This is a genomic window from Pseudomonas sp. REB1044 (genome assembly GCF_038813925.1).
GTDB classification, from domain to species: domain Bacteria; phylum Pseudomonadota; class Gammaproteobacteria; order Pseudomonadales; family Pseudomonadaceae; genus Aquipseudomonas; species Aquipseudomonas boreofloridensis.
This window is the reverse complement of record NZ_CP046139.1, coordinates 579,143-594,541: the sequence shown is the minus strand read 5'-3', so window position 1 is coordinate 594,541 and position 15,399 is coordinate 579,143. Positions and strand designations below refer to the sequence as shown.

Genomic DNA, 15,399 nt, shown 5'->3' with positions numbered 1-15,399 from the left:
GCGCTCATCCTTTCTTTCCACCGTGATTATGTGGCGTCTTGTCGCCGGTCACATCGCGGTACCACAGTTCATGATGCTTGCGTGCCCAGGCGCGGCTGACCCAACCATGCAGCATGGCGCCGATCGAGCCCTTGATCCAGATGCCGGCATAGATGTGCACGATGATGCTCAGCACCAGCACGAACGCCGCCAGGGCATGCATCAAGGTGGCCAGGCGGATCGCGCCGATACCGAAGAACGCGCTGAAGTAGGCGCGCCAGATCACCACACCGCTGACCAGCAGGATCAGCATGCACGCCAGCAAGGTCCAGAACAGCAGCTTCTGCCCGGCGTTGTACTTGCCAATTGGCGGCACGCCTTCTTCTTGGTTGCGCATCACCCGGTCGACGCGGCGCAGCCACAAACGGTCGTTGGCGGTGATGAAGTTGGCGCGCCAGAAGCGCACCACCAGGCCGAGGAAGAACACGAACATTGCCACGCCGAGAAACGGATGCAGGATCCGCGTCCACGGCCCACCGCCGAACAAGTTGCTCAGCCAGAACAACGCCGGATGAAACAGCGCCAGCCCGGACAGCCCGGCCATGAAGAACAGGATCGCGACGATCCAGTGGTTGGTCCGCTCGTTGGCGTTGTAGCGCAGGATAGGCTTGTTGTCGTTCATGGCCGCTGCTCCCCTTCCCCGCCGGGCTTGCCCGGATCATAGACATGCACTGCCGGGTCCACCTGATGCACGCCCGTATCGGCAGGCTCAGGGCGCTCGTCCTCTTCCACCCGCTGTGGACCGACGCGCACGTAGTGGAAGAAGCCGGCCAGCACCGCCGCGCCCATCGCCAGCAGCGACAGCGGCTTGCTGATGCCCTTCCACAGCCCCACCAGCGGGCTGATCACCGGCTGATCCGGCAACCCGGCGTACAGCCTCGGCGTGTCGGCATGGTGCAGCACATACATCACATGGGTGCCGCCCACCCCATCCGGGTCGTACAGGCCGGCGTTCTCGTAGCCGCGCGACTTGAGGTCGACGATGCGTTCGTCGGCATGCACCTTCATCTCGTCCTTGCTGCCGAAGACGATCGCCCCGGTCGGGCAGGTCTTCACGCACGCCGGCTCCAGCCCCACGGCCACGCGGTCGGAACACAGGCTGCACTTGTAGGCCTTGTGGTCTTTCTGCGAGATCCGCGGAATGTTGAACGGGCAGCCGGTGATGCAGTAGCCGCAACCGATGCAGTGGTCCTGGTTGAAGTCGACGATGCCGTTGGCGTGCTTGATGATCGCACCCGGGCTCGGGCAGGCCTTCAGGCAGCCGGGCTCGGCGCAGTGCATGCAGCCGTCCTTGCGGATCAGCCACTCCAGGTTGCCATCGTCGCGCTCGTGCTCGGTGAAGCGCATCAGGGTCCAGGTGTCGGCGGTCAGGTCCTGCGGGTTGTCGTAGGTGCCGTGGTTGTGGCCGACCTCGTCACGCAGTTCGTTCCATTCCGAGCACGCCACCTGGCAGGCCTTGCAGCCGATGCACTTGGTGGTATCGATCAGCTTGGCGACTTGCTCTTGCTGACGGACCGAGGACGGAACGGTCGTGGTGGCCGAGCGGGCGATGATATCTTGCTGGGCCATCAGATTTTCTCCACGTTGACGAGGAACGACTTGGACTCCGGCGTCTGGGTATTGCCATCACCGAGGAACGGCACCAGGGTGTTGGTCAGGTAGCCATGCCGGGTCGAACCGGTGAAGCCCCAGTGCAGCGGGATGCCGATCTGGTGCACGGTCTGGTTGTTGACCTGCAGCGGACGGATCCGCTTGGTCACCACCGCCACCGCCTCGATGTGCCCGCGCTTGCACGACACCCGCACCCGATCACCGGCCTTGATGCCCTTCTCGCCTGCCAGCACCTCGCCAATTTCCACGAACTGCTCGGGCTGGATGATGGCGTTGAGCCGAGCGTGCTTGCTCCAGAAGTGGAAGTGCTCGGTCAGCCGGTAGGTGGTCGCCGCGTAAGGGAATTCATCACGTGTGCCGAGGGTTTCCCACACCGAATCGAAGATCCGTCCGGCCGGATTGCTGATGACCTTCTTGTTATTCGGGTGCAGTGGGTTGATCCCGATCGGTGTTTCGAACGGCTCGTAGTGCTCGGGGAACGGCCCTTCGGCCATCTTGTCGATGGCGAAGAAGCGCGCCACGCCCTCGGGGTTCATGATGAACGGGTTCATCCCCGCTTCCGGCGGCGAATCGACCTTGAAGTCCGGCACATCGGTGCCGCCCCAGGACTTGCCGTTCCACCACACCAGACGCTTCTTCTGCGCATCCCACGGCTTGCCTTGCGGGTCGCTCGAAGCACGGTTGTAGAGAATGCGGCGGTTGGCCGGCCAGGCCCAGGCCCAGTTCTGCGCCTGGTGCATGCCGTACGGGTCGCTGTTGTCGCGCCGGGCCATCTGGTTGCCCTGCTCGGTCCAGCAGCCGGCGAAGATCCAGCAGCCGGACGCCGTGCTGCCGTCGTCTTTGAGCTGACCGAACCCGGACAACTGCTGGCCGCCCTTGACCGTCAGGCCGGTGGCGTCGGTCATGTCGGTGACGGCGTAACCGTTCATCTCCTTGGCCAACTCTTCCGGCGAGGGTTCGTCGGGGATCTTGTACGGCCAACTGATGTTGAGCAGCGGGTCTGCGTAGCTGCCGCCTTCGTTCTTGTAGCGCTGGCGCAGGCGCAGGAACAGCTCACTCATGATCTGCACGTCGGTGCGGGTCTCGCCCGGACCATCGGCGCCCTTCCAGTGCCACTGCAGCCAGCGGCTGCTGTTGACCAGCGAGCCATCTTCCTCGGCGAAGCACGTGGTGGGCAGGCGAATCACTTCGGTCTGGATGCTGGATGTGTCGACATCGTTGTACGGGCCGACATTGCGCCAGAACTCGGACGTTTCGGTGGCCAGGGGGTCCATGACGACCAGCCACTTGAGCTTGCCCAGCGCGGCGGTGACGCGGTTTTTATCCGGCAGCGCGGCGATGGGGTTGAAGCCCTGGCACATGTAGCCGTTGACCTTGCCCTGGCTCATCATCTCGAACATGCGCAGCACGTCGTAGGCGGCCACGTCGAGCTTGGGCAGCCAATCGTAGCCCCAGTTGTTCTCGGCGGTGGCGTTGTCGCCATACCAGGCCTTCATCAGGCTGACGTGGAACTTGCCGTAGTTCTGCCAGTACGACAACTGCCCCGGACGCAACGGCTTGGAGGCGCGCTTGTCGATGTAGGCGGCGTAATCCTGCTCGGCGTCACCTGCCAAGGTCAGGTAGCCCGGCAGCGAGTTCGACAGCAGCCCGAGGTCAGTCAGCCCCTGGATGTTGGAGTGTCCGCGCAGGGCGTTGACGCCACCGCCAGGCATGCCGACGTTGCCCAGCAGCAACTGGACCATGGCCGCGCTGCGAATGATCTGCGCGCCGATCGAATGCTGGGTCCAGCCCAGGGCATAGAGGATCGTCATGGTCTTGCCCGGCGCCGAGCACGTGGCGATCTCTTTCCACACCTTCATCATCTGATCGAGGGGCATGCCGCAAGTCATGCTGGCGATTTCCGGCGTGTAGCGGCTGTAGTGCTGCTTCATCAACTGGAACACGCAGCGTGGATGCTGCAGCGTCGGGTCGACCTTGGCGTAGCCGTCCTCGCCCAGCTCGTAACCCCAACCAGACTTGTCGGCATAGATCCGCTTGGCCGCGTCGTAGCCACTGAACAGGCCGTCTTCGAAGCCATAGCCTTCTTTGACGATGAACGACACGTCGGTGTAGTTGCGCACGTACTCGTGCTGGATCTGATCAGTGCTCAGCAGGTAGTTGATCAGGCCGCCCATGAAGGCGATGTCGCTGCCGGTACGAATCGGCGCGTAGTAGTCCGCCACCGAAGCGGTGCGGGTGAAGCGCGGATCGACCACGATCAAGCGCGCCTTGTTGTGCGCCTTGGCCTCGGTGACCCATTTGAATCCGCAGGGATGGGCCTCGGCTGCGTTGCCGCCCATGACCAGCACCAGGTTTGCGTTGGCGATATCGGACCAGTGATTGGTCATCGCGCCACGGCCGTACGTCGGGGCAAGACTTGCCACCGTCGGGCCGTGTCAGACACGCGCCTGGTTATCGAACCCCAGCATGCCGAGCGAACGGATGACCTTGTGGGTCAGGTAGCCTGCTTCGCTGGACGCTGCCGACGCCGCGAGGAAGCCGGTGGTCAACCAGCGATTGACCGTCTGCCCTTGGGCGTTCTTCTCGATGAAGTTGGCATCGCGGTCCTGCTTCATCAGCGCGGCGACGCGATCCAGCGCCTCGTCCCAACTGACCCGCACCCACTCGTTGCTGCCCGGTTTGCGCACTTCGGGGTACTGCAGGCGGCTCGGGCTGTGGATGAAATCGAGCAGGCCGGCACCTTTGGGGCACAGGGTGCCTCGGTTGACCGGGTGATCGGCATCGCCCTCGATGTGGATGATGTTCTGTTTGACGTTCTTGCCCGCATCGCCCTGGCTGTACAAGATCAGGCCGCAGCCAACCGAGCAGTAGGGACAGGTGTTGCGGGTTTCTTTGGTGTGCGTCAGCTTGAAGTGGCGCACCTGCTCGGCGAACGCGGGCGTCGGGGCCATGCCCAACGCCGCGAGGCTAGAGCCTCCAAGGCCGACAGCGGCGACCTTGAAGAATTGCCGACGGTTGAGATCCATCGTGCACTCCTGATCAGGTTTGGACGCACGGTCATGGCCGGCGCCTCTCGGAAATCACGGCGGCGACATACAGAGGTCGCCAACGCTAAGACTAGCCGATAACACTGAAAGTGCGGTGACATAAATCAGTTTAAGCTGTAGGCATTTGTAGTAAGACCCGCCGATCGGGTGCTCTATCGACTTACTTCATCAACTGCTTGAGCCGGCGAGTCCAACTGAAGTCGGTGCCCTGGAGGGCGTCGTCGCCTTCCTTCACCCCATCTCGGTCCACGGCATAGGAAAACAGGCCACCCTTGTTGCCCTGGCTGGGCTGCCAGAGTGCGTAGTGCCGGGCCGTGCTGGTATCGAAGTCTCGTGTATCGCCCCATTGTGCCCCGCGCTCTTCGTAGAACGAAAAGCCCACCATGAATTTCCGGGGCGCGAGAAAGTCGGCGAACAGTCGGTCGAAGTGTTGCTGCACCTGATCGGTTTTTTGCCCATAGGCCTGGAAAAGCACATAGTCCAACGCGCTCTCCAGCGAGCGCAGCAAATCCATGTCGCCTATCTCACTGGTGTCGTAGATGAACAGCTTGCCCTCCTGCTTCAGACGCTTGGCCAAAATCAGCGAGACTTCGCGGGCTTTGTTGCGCTGGGCCTCGGACAAGCGCTTTTCGAGATCCACATCCAGCCCATCCAGGCCCTGCACCGAGAGGAAACGGCTCTGGAGATGGTCGGCCAATTGCTGGTAGCCCTCGGCCGAATCGGGGAAGTCCGGATTGATCAGCTCATCGATGAACAGGGTGCGCACGACCTTGATGCCTTTGGCGTGCATCGCCGGAATCATTTCCGCTTCCAGCTTTTGCCAGAACTGCGGCGTCTCCTCGCCATTGGGAAAAACGAATGCGATATCGACTTCTTCGGGCAGTTGCAGCATTGAGCAGTGGTTGCCCACCTCACCATTGGCGGTGTCGCGCCAAGAGCGGAAGTAACAGCCCATCAAGGGTTTCGGAGAGTTGGACATGAGCGGCTCCATCGATGCAAAAGGAGCCGCGATTCAAGCGTCTGTCGCCAGACGCCGGAATCCTGAACGCTTTCCATGATGCTTGCGGGCAAGCCTATGACGGCTCGAACATGAGCGCCCCTAGCGCAGCAAATTGTTCTTCGCCAGATTCACCAACTCCTTGGCCCGACCATCCATGACCGCACGCAGCATGAACAGGCCGAAGCCTTTGACGTTCTCGGCGGTGATTTCCGGCGGCATGATCAATTCCTGTCGCTCACTCACCACATCGACCAACACCGGCCCATCGTGGGCGAAGGCCTCGCGCAGCGCCGCTTCGAGTTCCTGCGGTTGCTCCACTCGAATGCCCTTGATGCCCATGCTTTGAGCGAACGTGGCGAAGTTGGGGTTCTTGAGCTCGCAGCCAGTATCCAACAGGCCGCTGGCTTTCATCTCCATTTCCACGAAGCCCAAAGTGCCGTTGTTCAGCACGATCACCTTGACCGGCAGATTGGCCTGACTCAGGGTGAGGAAATCGCCCATCATCATGCTGAAACCTCCATCACCCGACATCGACACCACTTGCCGCCCCGGACAGCTCGCCTGGGCGCCGATGGCCTGCAGCATGGCATTGGCCATCGAGCCATGGTTGAACGAGCCAATCAGCCGGCGCTGACCGTTCATCTTCAGGTAACGCGCCGCCCAGGCGGTGGGCGTACCGACATCACAGGTGAAGATGGCGTCCTCGTCGGCCAGCTCGCTCACCAGTCGATTGAGGTATTGCGGATGGATGATCGAGCTGTTGGGGCTGCTTTCGGCAAGCCCATCAAGGCTCTTGCGGGCGTCGCGATAGTCGGCCAAGGCCTTGTCCAGGTGAGCGGTGTCGGTGCGCTCCGGTAGAAGCGGCAGCAGTTGCTCGAGCGTGTGCTTGATGTCGCCGATCAGGCCAATCTCCAGCGCGCAGCGATTGCCCAGCGCCTCGGGCTTCAAATCGATTTGGGCAATACGTGCTTTCTCGGGGAAGAATTGCCGGTAAGGGAAGTTGCTACCCAGCATCAGCAGCGTGTCGCAATCCTTCATGGCATTGAAACCCGACGCGAAGCCGATGAGCCCCGTCATGCCGACGTCGTAGGGATTGTCATACTCCAGGTGCTCCTTACCCCGCAGCGCATGCACGATGGGTGCCTTCAACTGCTTGGCCAGGGCGACCACTTCAGCGTGGGCGCCGGCGCAGCCTGCCCCGCACAGCAGCGTGATGCGTTTGCCGGCGCTCAGGAACTGCGCCAGCTCATCGAGTTTGGCAGGTTCAGGCACCACCACCGGCGGTGTCGGCGTTAACCACCGGCCGACCTTGGCATCGAGCGGGGCCAGTGCCACGTCGCCGGGAATCACCACCACCGCCACCCCGCGCCGGCTGACCGCCACACGCATGGCGCGCTCGAGAATCTGCGGCAACTGCTCGGGCCTCGACACCAGTTCGACGTAGTGACTGCACTCTTTGAACAGCGATTCGGGGTGAGTGGCCTGGAAGTAGTCGATGCCGATCTCGCTGCTGGGAATATGCGCGGCGATCGCCAGCACCGGCACACCGCTGCGATGGCAATCGAACAGGCCATTGATCAGGTGCAGGTTGCCCGGTCCACAGCTCCCGGCGCACACCGCCAGCTCGCCAGTGAGATGGGCCTCGCCGCCGGCGGCGAAGGCACCGGCTTCTTCGTTGCGCATGTGAATCCAGTCCAGTCCACCCAGGCGGCGCATGGAGTCGGTGAACCCGTTCAATGAATCGCCGACAACCCCGTAAACACGTTTGACGCCGGCTTGTTTGAGGGTGTTGACCATGAAATCAGCAGCGGTGGCCATGGGAGGGTCCTTGAATGACGGTGAGTTCAAGGTCTGAGTCCAGGCAAAACGCTCGTGTTCCAACGCGATCATTAAGAAAAAGCTAAGCGGCCCAACGATCAGTCGTCACATTCGGTGGAATGGATATCGGCGGGCAGAAAAAAAGCGAAGCCAGGTTTCTGGCTTCGCTTTGGGTGTTTACCGCGTCGAGGACGGTTTCTTAGAACGGAATATCGTCATCGAAGCTGTCGAAGTCAGCGGCGGGCTGGGGCGCCTGCTGCTGTGGCGCGGGACGCTGCTGTGCCTGCTGCGGACGCGGTGCCTGCTGACGTGGTGGGGCTTGGTTGTATTGCTGCTGACCACCGCCCTGGTTGTAGTTGTTGCCACCACCCTGGTTGTACTGATCGCCGCCTTGCTGGTTCTGCGGACGGCCGCCGAGCAGCTGCATGGTGCCCTGCATGTCGACGATGATTTCGGTGGTGTAACGCTTGATGCCGTCCTTTTCCCACTCACGGGTCTGCAGCTTGCCTTCGATGTAGCACTGCGAACCCTTGCGCAGGTACTCGCCAGCGATCTCGGCCACTTTGCCGAACAGCGAGACGCGGTGCCACTCGGTGCGTTCGACCTTCTGCCCCGACTGCTTGTCGGTCCACTGTTCGCTGGTGGCCAGGCTCAGGTTGGTCACGGCGTTACCGTTGGGCAGGTAGCGGACTTCGGGATCCTGGCCGCAGGTACCGACCAGAATGACTTTGTTAACCCCACGGGCCATAACGTTCTCCTAGGCTTCGCACGCCGTCGGGGCTGGGTTCACCAGACGCTCGAGGGTCGCACGGTCCAAAATTTTCGTATCCAGTTTGATATAGATGGCGGCTTCTTCTGCCACCACCACGGCGTCGGTCACACCCGTCACGGCCATCAGACGTTCGGCCAGTCCGGCTTCCCGAACCGCCTCCGGCGTCAGCGGCATACGCAGGCTGGTGACATAAGGCGGTTCGTTCATGCCCAAGGCAGATACCAGCCAGATACCACACAGTACAGCACATCCGAGGAACACCGTGCCCAGGCCTCCGTGCTGGAACAACCAGCCACCGATGATGCCTCCCAGCGCCGCGCCGAGGAACTGGCTCGTGGAATAGACTCCCATGGCCGTCCCCTTGCCGCCAGCGGGCGACACCTTGCTGACCAGCGAAGGCAAGGATGCCTCCAACAGGTTGAAGGCCGTGAAGAATATCACGGTGCCGGTCACCAATGCCCGCAGGTCGTCAGCCCAGCGCCAGAAGAACACCTCGGTGAGCAGCAGCACGGTGACTGCACCCACCAACACGCGCTTCATCTTGCGCTTCTTTTCGCCGTAGATGATGAAGGGCACCATTGCAAAAAATGAGATCAGCAATGCGGTTAGGTATACCCACCAGTGCTGTTCCTTGGGTAACCCGGCGCGCTCGACGAAGGCTAGTGGCAGGGCCACGAAGCTGGCCATGAGGATCGCGTGCAGCACGAAAATGCTCAGGTCCAGGCGTAGAAGGTCCGGATTGCGTAGGGTCGGGCCGAGGGCCTGACGCGCCACGCCCGATTCTCGATGCTGCAACACGCTGTGCGTGCTAGGCACGACGAAGGCGATCAAGGCGATACCCACTACCGCCAGTCCTGCGGTGGCGAGGAACAATCCTGACAAACCGAAGGCACTTGTCAGCAACGGGCCAACCACCATGGCAACGGCGAACGACACGCCGATGCTCATGCCGATCATGGCCATGGCCTTGGTGCGGTGTTGCTCGCGGGTCAGGTCGGAAAGCAGGGCCATGACGGCTGCGGAAATGGCACCCGCCCCCTGCAGAATACGGCCGGCGATCACGCCCCAGATCGAATCGGCCTGCGCCGCCAGTACGCTGCCCAGGGCGAACACCACCAGCCCCAGGTAGATCACCGGGCGTCGGCCAATCCGGTCGGAAATCATCCCGAACGGAATCTGCAGGACCGCCTGGGTCAGGCCATAGGCACCGATGGCCAGACCGATCAGCGCGGGGGTGGCGCCGGCCAGGTCCATGCCGTAGGTGGCCAGCACGGGCAAGACCATGAACATACCCAGCATACGAAAGGCAAAGACCAGGGCAAGGCCGCCTGCGGCGCGGGTTTCGCTGCCGCTCATGCGTTCTTGATGGATGTCGTGCATGGATGAACCTCGTCTGAACCGGCGGCGATTCTATCAGTCCCACGACCAGACGGCATCTGCGCGACGCTTTGCCGCGTAGTGGCAGCGCGCCGTATACTTCTTCGTTTACGCCCGCCGAGCGAGGCTGCTTTGGACACGATCCTGATCCGTGGGGCACGCACCCACAACCTGAAGAACATCGACCTGACCCTGCCACGGGACAAACTGATCGTCATCACCGGTCTGTCCGGTTCCGGCAAGTCTTCCCTGGCCTTCGACACCCTCTACGCCGAGGGCCAACGTCGCTACGTGGAGTCGCTGTCGGCCTATGCCCGACAGTTCCTGTCGATGATGGAAAAGCCCGACGTCGACACCATCGAAGGCTTGTCGCCGGCGATCTCCATCGAGCAGAAGTCCACGTCGCACAACCCGCGCTCGACCGTGGGCACCATCACCGAAATCTACGACTACCTGCGCCTGCTCTACGCGCGCGTGGGCACACCGCGCTGCCCGGATCACGATATTCCGCTGGAGGCGCAGACCGTCAGCCAGATGGTTGACCTGGTGCTGGAACAACCCGAGGGCAGCAAGCTGATGCTGCTGGCACCGGTGGTGCGCGAGCGCAAGGGCGAGCACTTGGCGGTGTTCGACGAGATGCGCGCCCAAGGCTTCGTCCGCGCCCGGGTCAACGGCAAGCTCTACGAGCTGGATGAACTGCCCAAGCTCGACAAGCAGAAAAAGCACAGCATCGACGTGGTGGTCGACCGCTTCAAAGTCCGCGAAGACCTGCAGCAGCGTCTGGCCGAGTCGTTCGAGACGGCCTTGAAGCTGGCCGACGGCATCGCCCTGGTGGCGCCGATGGACGACGAAAGCGGTGAAGACATGATCTTCTCGGCGCGCTTCGCCTGCCCCGTGTGCGGCCATGCGATCAGCGAGCTGGAACCCAAGTTGTTTTCCTTCAACAACCCGGCCGGTGCCTGTCCGACCTGCGACGGCCTGGGGGTCAAGCAGTTCTTCGACACCAAGCGCCTGGTCAACGCCGAGCTGACCCTGGCCGAAGGCGCGATCCGCGGCTGGGACCGGCGCAATGTGTATTACTTCCAGATGCTCGGCTCATTGGCCGCGCACTATGGCTTCAGTCTCGACCAGCCTTTCGGCGAACTGGCGGCCGAGCACCAGAAGGTCATCCTGCAGGGCAGTGGCAAGCACAGCGTCGACTTCAAGTACCTCAACGACCGCGGCGACATCGTCAAACGCTCGCACCCCTTCGAGGGCATCGTGCCGAATCTGGAGCGGCGCTACCGCGAAACCGAGTCGGCCACCGTGCGCGAGGAACTGGCCAAGTTCCTCGGCACCCAGCCCTGTCCAGACTGCCGCGGCACTCGCTTGCGCCGCGAGGCACGGCATGTCTGGGTCGGTGAGAAGACGCTGCCGGCGGTCACCAACCTGCCGATCGGCGACGCCAGCGAATACTTCGCTGCGCTAACCCTGACCGGCCGACGTGGCGAGATCGCGGCGAAGATCTTGAAGGAAATCTGCGAGCGGCTGCAGTTTCTGGTCAACGTGGGCCTGGACTACCTCACCCTCGACCGCAGCGCCGAAACGCTCTCCGGTGGCGAAGCGCAGCGCATCCGCCTGGCCAGCCAGATCGGGGCGGGCCTGGTGGGGGTCATGTACATCCTCGACGAGCCATCGATCGGCCTGCACCAGCGTGACAACGATCGCCTGCTGGCCACCCTCAACCACCTGCGCGACCTGGGCAACACGGTGATCGTGGTGGAGCACGATGAGGACGCCATTCGCCTGGCCGACTATGTCGTGGACATTGGCCCAGGCGCTGGTGTGCATGGCGGGCAGATCGTCGCCGAAGGTACGCCGGACGAGGTCATGGCCCATCCAGACTCGGTGACCGGCATGTATCTGTCCGGTCGCAAGAAGATCGTCGTCCCGGCCAAGCGCACACCCCGCAACAAGAAGCTGCAACTCAAGCTGAAAGGCGCGCGCGGCAACAACCTGCAGAATGTCGATCTGGAAGTCCCCATTGGCTTGCTGACATGCGTCACCGGGGTTTCGGGGTCAGGGAAATCGACACTGATCAACAACACCCTGTTCCCCCTGGCAGCCACCGCCCTGAACGGTGCCAGCAGCCTGGAGCCGGCCGCCCACAGCAGCATTGACGGCCTGCAGCACCTGGACAAAGTGGTCGACATCGACCAGAGCCCAATCGGTCGTACCCCACGCTCCAACCCGGCGACTTACACCGGCATTTTCACGCCGATTCGCGAGCTCTTCGCGGGCGTGCCAGAGTCACGCTCACGCGGCTACGGTCCGGGACGGTTTTCTTTCAACGTCAAGGGCGGACGCTGCGAGGCGTGCCAGGGCGATGGCCTGATCAAAGTGGAGATGCACTTCCTGCCAGATATCTACGTGCCGTGCGATGTGTGCAAGAGCAAGCGCTACAACCGCGAAACGCTGGAGGTCAAGTACAAGGGCAAGAACATCCACGAAGTGCTGGAAATGACCATCGAGGACGCCCGCGAGTTCTTTGATGCGGTTCCGGCACTGGCGCGCAAACTGCAGACGCTGATGGATGTGGGTTTGTCTTATATCAAACTGGGACAATCGGCGACGACGTTGTCGGGCGGTGAAGCGCAGCGAGTGAAACTGTCGCGCGAGCTGTCCAAGCGCGATACGGGCAAGACACTGTACATCCTTGACGAGCCCACCACAGGCTTGCACTTTGCCGATATCCAGCAACTCCTGGACGTCCTCCACCGTTTGCGCGACCACGGCAATACCGTGGTGGTGATCGAACACAACCTGGATGTGATCAAAACCGCGGACTGGCTGGTGGACCTGGGTCCAGAAGGGGGCTCACGCGGCGGGCAGATCATCGCCTGCGGCACACCGGAAGAGCTCAGCAAGATGAAGCAATCCTACACCGGGCATTATCTGAAACCGCTATTGGAACGGGACCGGGCATAACGCAAAAGGCCGCGCTTATAAAACAGTGCAGGTCTGATGATCTGCACAGTCTTGTAAGCGCGGCCTCATGTGTCGAGAGGGCTAAACAGCGGCCCTGCTGGTGTCACATCTGCGATTGCAGGTAGTTCTGCAGCCCGATGGATTTGATCAACCCCTGCTGCTTTTCCAGCCAGTACGTGTGATCTTCCTCGGTATCAGCCAACTGCGCGCGCAGGATGTCGCGGCTGATGTAATCCTTGTGCGACTCGCACAACTCGATGCCCTTGCACAGGGCAGCACGCACTTTGTACTCCAGGCGCAAGTCGGCCGCGATCATTTCAGGCACTGTGGTGCCGATATCGAGGTCGTCCGGCCGCATGCGCGGCGTGCCTTCAAGCATGAGGATACGACGCATCAGAGCATCGGCATGCTGCGCCTCTTCTTCCATCTCGTGATTGATACGCTCATAGAGCTTTGAAAGGCCCCAGTCTTCGTACATGCGCGAGTGGATGAAATACTGATCGCGTGCCGCCAGTTCGCCCGTAAGCAACGTGTTGAGGTAATCGATGACGTCCGGGTGACCTTGCATCGCCCTGATACTCCTGAATAACGCTTGATAGGCTCATAGTGTGAACCATGATTTTCCCAAGGTCACTCGATACCGCGCAATTTATGCGAAAAAACTCGACAAACAGTAGTGATTTTCATTGAAAAACCGCCCAAATGCGGGCGGTTCTCCTTATCACTTCGACTCAGAACAGATTGATGCCTAGCGCCTTGGCAATACCGCCACCATAAGCCGGATCGGCTTTATGGAAGTGCTGCAACTGGCGTCGAACCACTTCTTCCGTCACTCCCGCCATAGTGCCTGCGATGTTGTCGATCAACAGCGCTTGTTGCTCAGGACTCATCAACCGGAACAGTGCACCGGCATGGCTGTAGTAGTCGTCGTCCTCACGATGATCGTGACGATCGGCTGCGCCATTGAGCGCCAAGGCGGGTTCCGCGTGGCGCGGGGACTGCTTGGGCGCGTCGGCGAAGCTGTTTGGCTCGTAGTTAGGAGCACTGCCATAGCTACCCATGCTCATGGCACCGTCGCGCTGATAGCTGTTTACCGCGCAGCGCGGCGCATTCACCGGCAAGTGTTGGTGATTGGTACCGACGCGGTAACGATGGGCGTCAGCGTAAGCGAACACGCGACCCTGCAGCATACGATCAGGCGACAAGCCCACGCCGGGTACCATGTTGCTCGGGCCGAATGCAGCCTGCTCGACTTCGGCGAAGTAGTTGAGCGGATTACGGTTGAGCTCAAGTACGCCAACTTCGATCAGCGGATATTCTTTCTGCGACCAGGTCTTGGTGACGTCGAACGGGTTCTCGGCTCGGTTGGCAGCCTCCTCCTCGCTCATGACCTGAATGCATACTGTCCAACGCGGATAGTTGCCCTGCTCGATGGCCTCGAACAAGTCACGCTGGGCGTAGTCAGGGTCAGTGCCTGCGATACGCGCCGCATCGGCCGGCGTCAGGTTCTTGATGCCCTGCTGCGTCTTGAAGTGCCATTTGACCCAGGTGCGCTGTCCCTCGGCGTTTATCAGGCTGTAGGTGTGGCTGCCGAAGCCGTGCATGTGGCGGTAGCCATCCGGAATGCCACGATCAGAGAACAGGATGGTGACCTGGTGCAGCGCCTCAGGCGAATGCGACCAGAAGTCCCACATCATTTGCGCACTTTTCAGGTTGGTCTGAGGGTTGCGCTTCTGCGTGTGGATGAAGTCGGGGAACTTGAGTGGATCGCGAATGAAGAACACGGGCGTGTTGTTCCCCACGATGTCCCAGTTGCCCTCTTCCGTGTAGAACTTGACGGCGAAGCCACGTGGATCGCGTTCGGTGTCGGCAGAGCCGCGCTCGCCACCTACGGTAGAGAACCGCAGGAAGGTCTCGGTCTGCTTACCGATGCCATCGAAAAGCCGAGCACTGGTGTACTCAGTGACATCGCGAGTCACGGTGAAGGTGCCATAGGCACCCGAGCCTTTTGCATGCACACGGCGCTCAGGGATGTTTTCGCGGTTGAAATGGGCAAGCTTTTCGATCAGGTGGAAATCGTCGAGCAGCAATGGACCGCGCGGACCGGCGGAGCGGGAATTCTGGTTGTCGGCAACGGGTGCACCGCTGGCGGTGGTGAGGATCTTGCTCATGGGCTCTCCTTATCAGACGCAAATGTCGGCTTGATCGGCTTGGAGAGCAGTATGGCGAGCACAGATACAAAGATCTAATGCATTGATATTTTATGTTCGATAGATTTTTACAATTTATTCGAACACAAAAAAACCGGGCACTAGGCCCGGTTCTTTGTAGCAGACGGAACGTCTTACTCGGCAGCTTCTACAGCACCACCGACTGGACGATCAACCAGCTCGACGTACGCCATAGGCGCGTTGTCGCCAGCGCGGAAACCGCACTTCAGGATGCGCAGGTAGCCGCCCTGACGAGTGGCGTAGCGCTTGCCCAGATCGTTGAACAGTTTGCCAACGGCAGACTTCGAACGGGTACGGTCGAAGGCCAGACGACGGTTGGCAACGCTGTCTTCCTTGGCCAGGGTGATCAGCGGCTCGGCAACGCGGCGCAGTTCCTTGGCTTTCGGCAGGGTGGTTTTGATCAGCTCGTGCTCGATCAACGACACTGCCATGTTCTGGAACATAGCCTTGCGGTGAGAGCTGGTACGGCTCAGGTGACGTCCACTTTTACGATGACGCATGATTCATTCCTTACCAAACACTACGTTCGGTGATTAC

Annotated in this window: 11 protein-coding genes; 1 reads left to right on the top strand and 10 read right to left on the bottom strand. The window is 61.3% G+C overall.

The features are described 5' to 3' along the window. Positions 1-4: 4 nt before the first annotated feature. The 7 genes from GKC70_RS02720 to GKC70_RS02690 form a co-directional block, all read right to left on the bottom strand. The gene (locus tag GKC70_RS02720) at positions 5-661 is read right to left on the bottom strand and encodes a formate dehydrogenase subunit gamma (protein WP_029614560.1); all 657 of its coding nucleotides are present in this window, start codon (positions 659-661) and stop codon (positions 5-7) included. After that, the gene (fdxH, locus tag GKC70_RS02715; protein ID WP_039580784.1) at positions 658-1,608 is read right to left on the bottom strand and encodes a formate dehydrogenase subunit beta; all 951 of its coding nucleotides are present in this window, start codon (positions 1,606-1,608) and stop codon (positions 658-660) included. Before fdxH ends, GKC70_RS02720 begins: the two co-directional genes overlap by 4 nt. After that, positions 1,608-4,676, bottom strand: coding sequence for a formate dehydrogenase-N subunit alpha (fdnG, locus tag GKC70_RS02710; protein ID WP_342650357.1), 3,069 nt, complete (start codon positions 4,674-4,676; stop codon positions 1,608-1,610). Before fdnG ends, fdxH begins: the two co-directional genes overlap by 1 nt. A gap of 181 nt (positions 4,677-4,857) precedes the next feature. Then, positions 4,858-5,676 (bottom strand): hypothetical protein, encoded by an 819-nt coding sequence (locus GKC70_RS02705; RefSeq protein ID WP_342650356.1) that lies wholly within the window; start codon positions 5,674-5,676, stop codon positions 4,858-4,860. 120 nt (positions 5,677-5,796) lie between these two features. After that, positions 5,797-7,515: a ubiquinone-dependent pyruvate dehydrogenase gene (poxB, locus tag GKC70_RS02700; RefSeq protein WP_342650355.1), complete on the bottom strand. Its 1,719-nt coding sequence runs from the start codon at positions 7,513-7,515 to the stop codon at positions 5,797-5,799. A 199-nt stretch (positions 7,516-7,714) separates the two neighbouring features. After that, on the bottom strand, positions 7,715-8,263 hold the full coding sequence (locus GKC70_RS02695) for a single-stranded DNA-binding protein (RefSeq protein WP_029614564.1): 549 nt from the start codon (positions 8,261-8,263) through the stop codon (positions 7,715-7,717). A gap of 9 nt (positions 8,264-8,272) precedes the next feature. After that, a complete protein-coding gene (locus GKC70_RS02690; protein ID WP_039580798.1) occupies positions 8,273-9,667 on the bottom strand; it encodes an MFS transporter in 1,395 nt (464 codons plus the stop codon). A 129-nt stretch (positions 9,668-9,796) separates the two neighbouring features. On the opposite strand from GKC70_RS02690, the gene uvrA reads away from it, so the two are divergent. Further along, a complete protein-coding gene (gene uvrA / locus GKC70_RS02685) occupies positions 9,797-12,631 on the top strand; it encodes an excinuclease ABC subunit UvrA (protein WP_342650354.1) in 2,835 nt (944 codons plus the stop codon). Between the two features lie 103 nt (positions 12,632-12,734). Here the strand turns inward: uvrA and bfr are convergent, their stop codons facing one another. The 3 genes from bfr to rplQ all read right to left on the bottom strand — a co-directional run bounded on the left by bfr (position 12,735) and on the right by rplQ (position 15,362). Then, the gene (bfr, locus tag GKC70_RS02680) at positions 12,735-13,199 is read right to left on the bottom strand and encodes a bacterioferritin (RefSeq protein WP_039580802.1); all 465 of its coding nucleotides are present in this window, start codon (positions 13,197-13,199) and stop codon (positions 12,735-12,737) included. Positions 13,200-13,362: 163 nt separating this feature from the next. After that, positions 13,363-14,802, bottom strand: a complete 1,440-nt coding sequence (locus tag GKC70_RS02675; protein ID WP_342650353.1) for a catalase — start codon at positions 14,800-14,802, stop codon at positions 13,363-13,365. 173 nt (positions 14,803-14,975) lie between these two features. Further along, complete coding sequence (gene rplQ, locus GKC70_RS02670) at positions 14,976-15,362, bottom strand: 50S ribosomal protein L17 (RefSeq protein WP_003255451.1); 387 nt, start codon at positions 15,360-15,362, stop codon at positions 14,976-14,978. Positions 15,363-15,399: the final 37 nt, after the last annotated feature.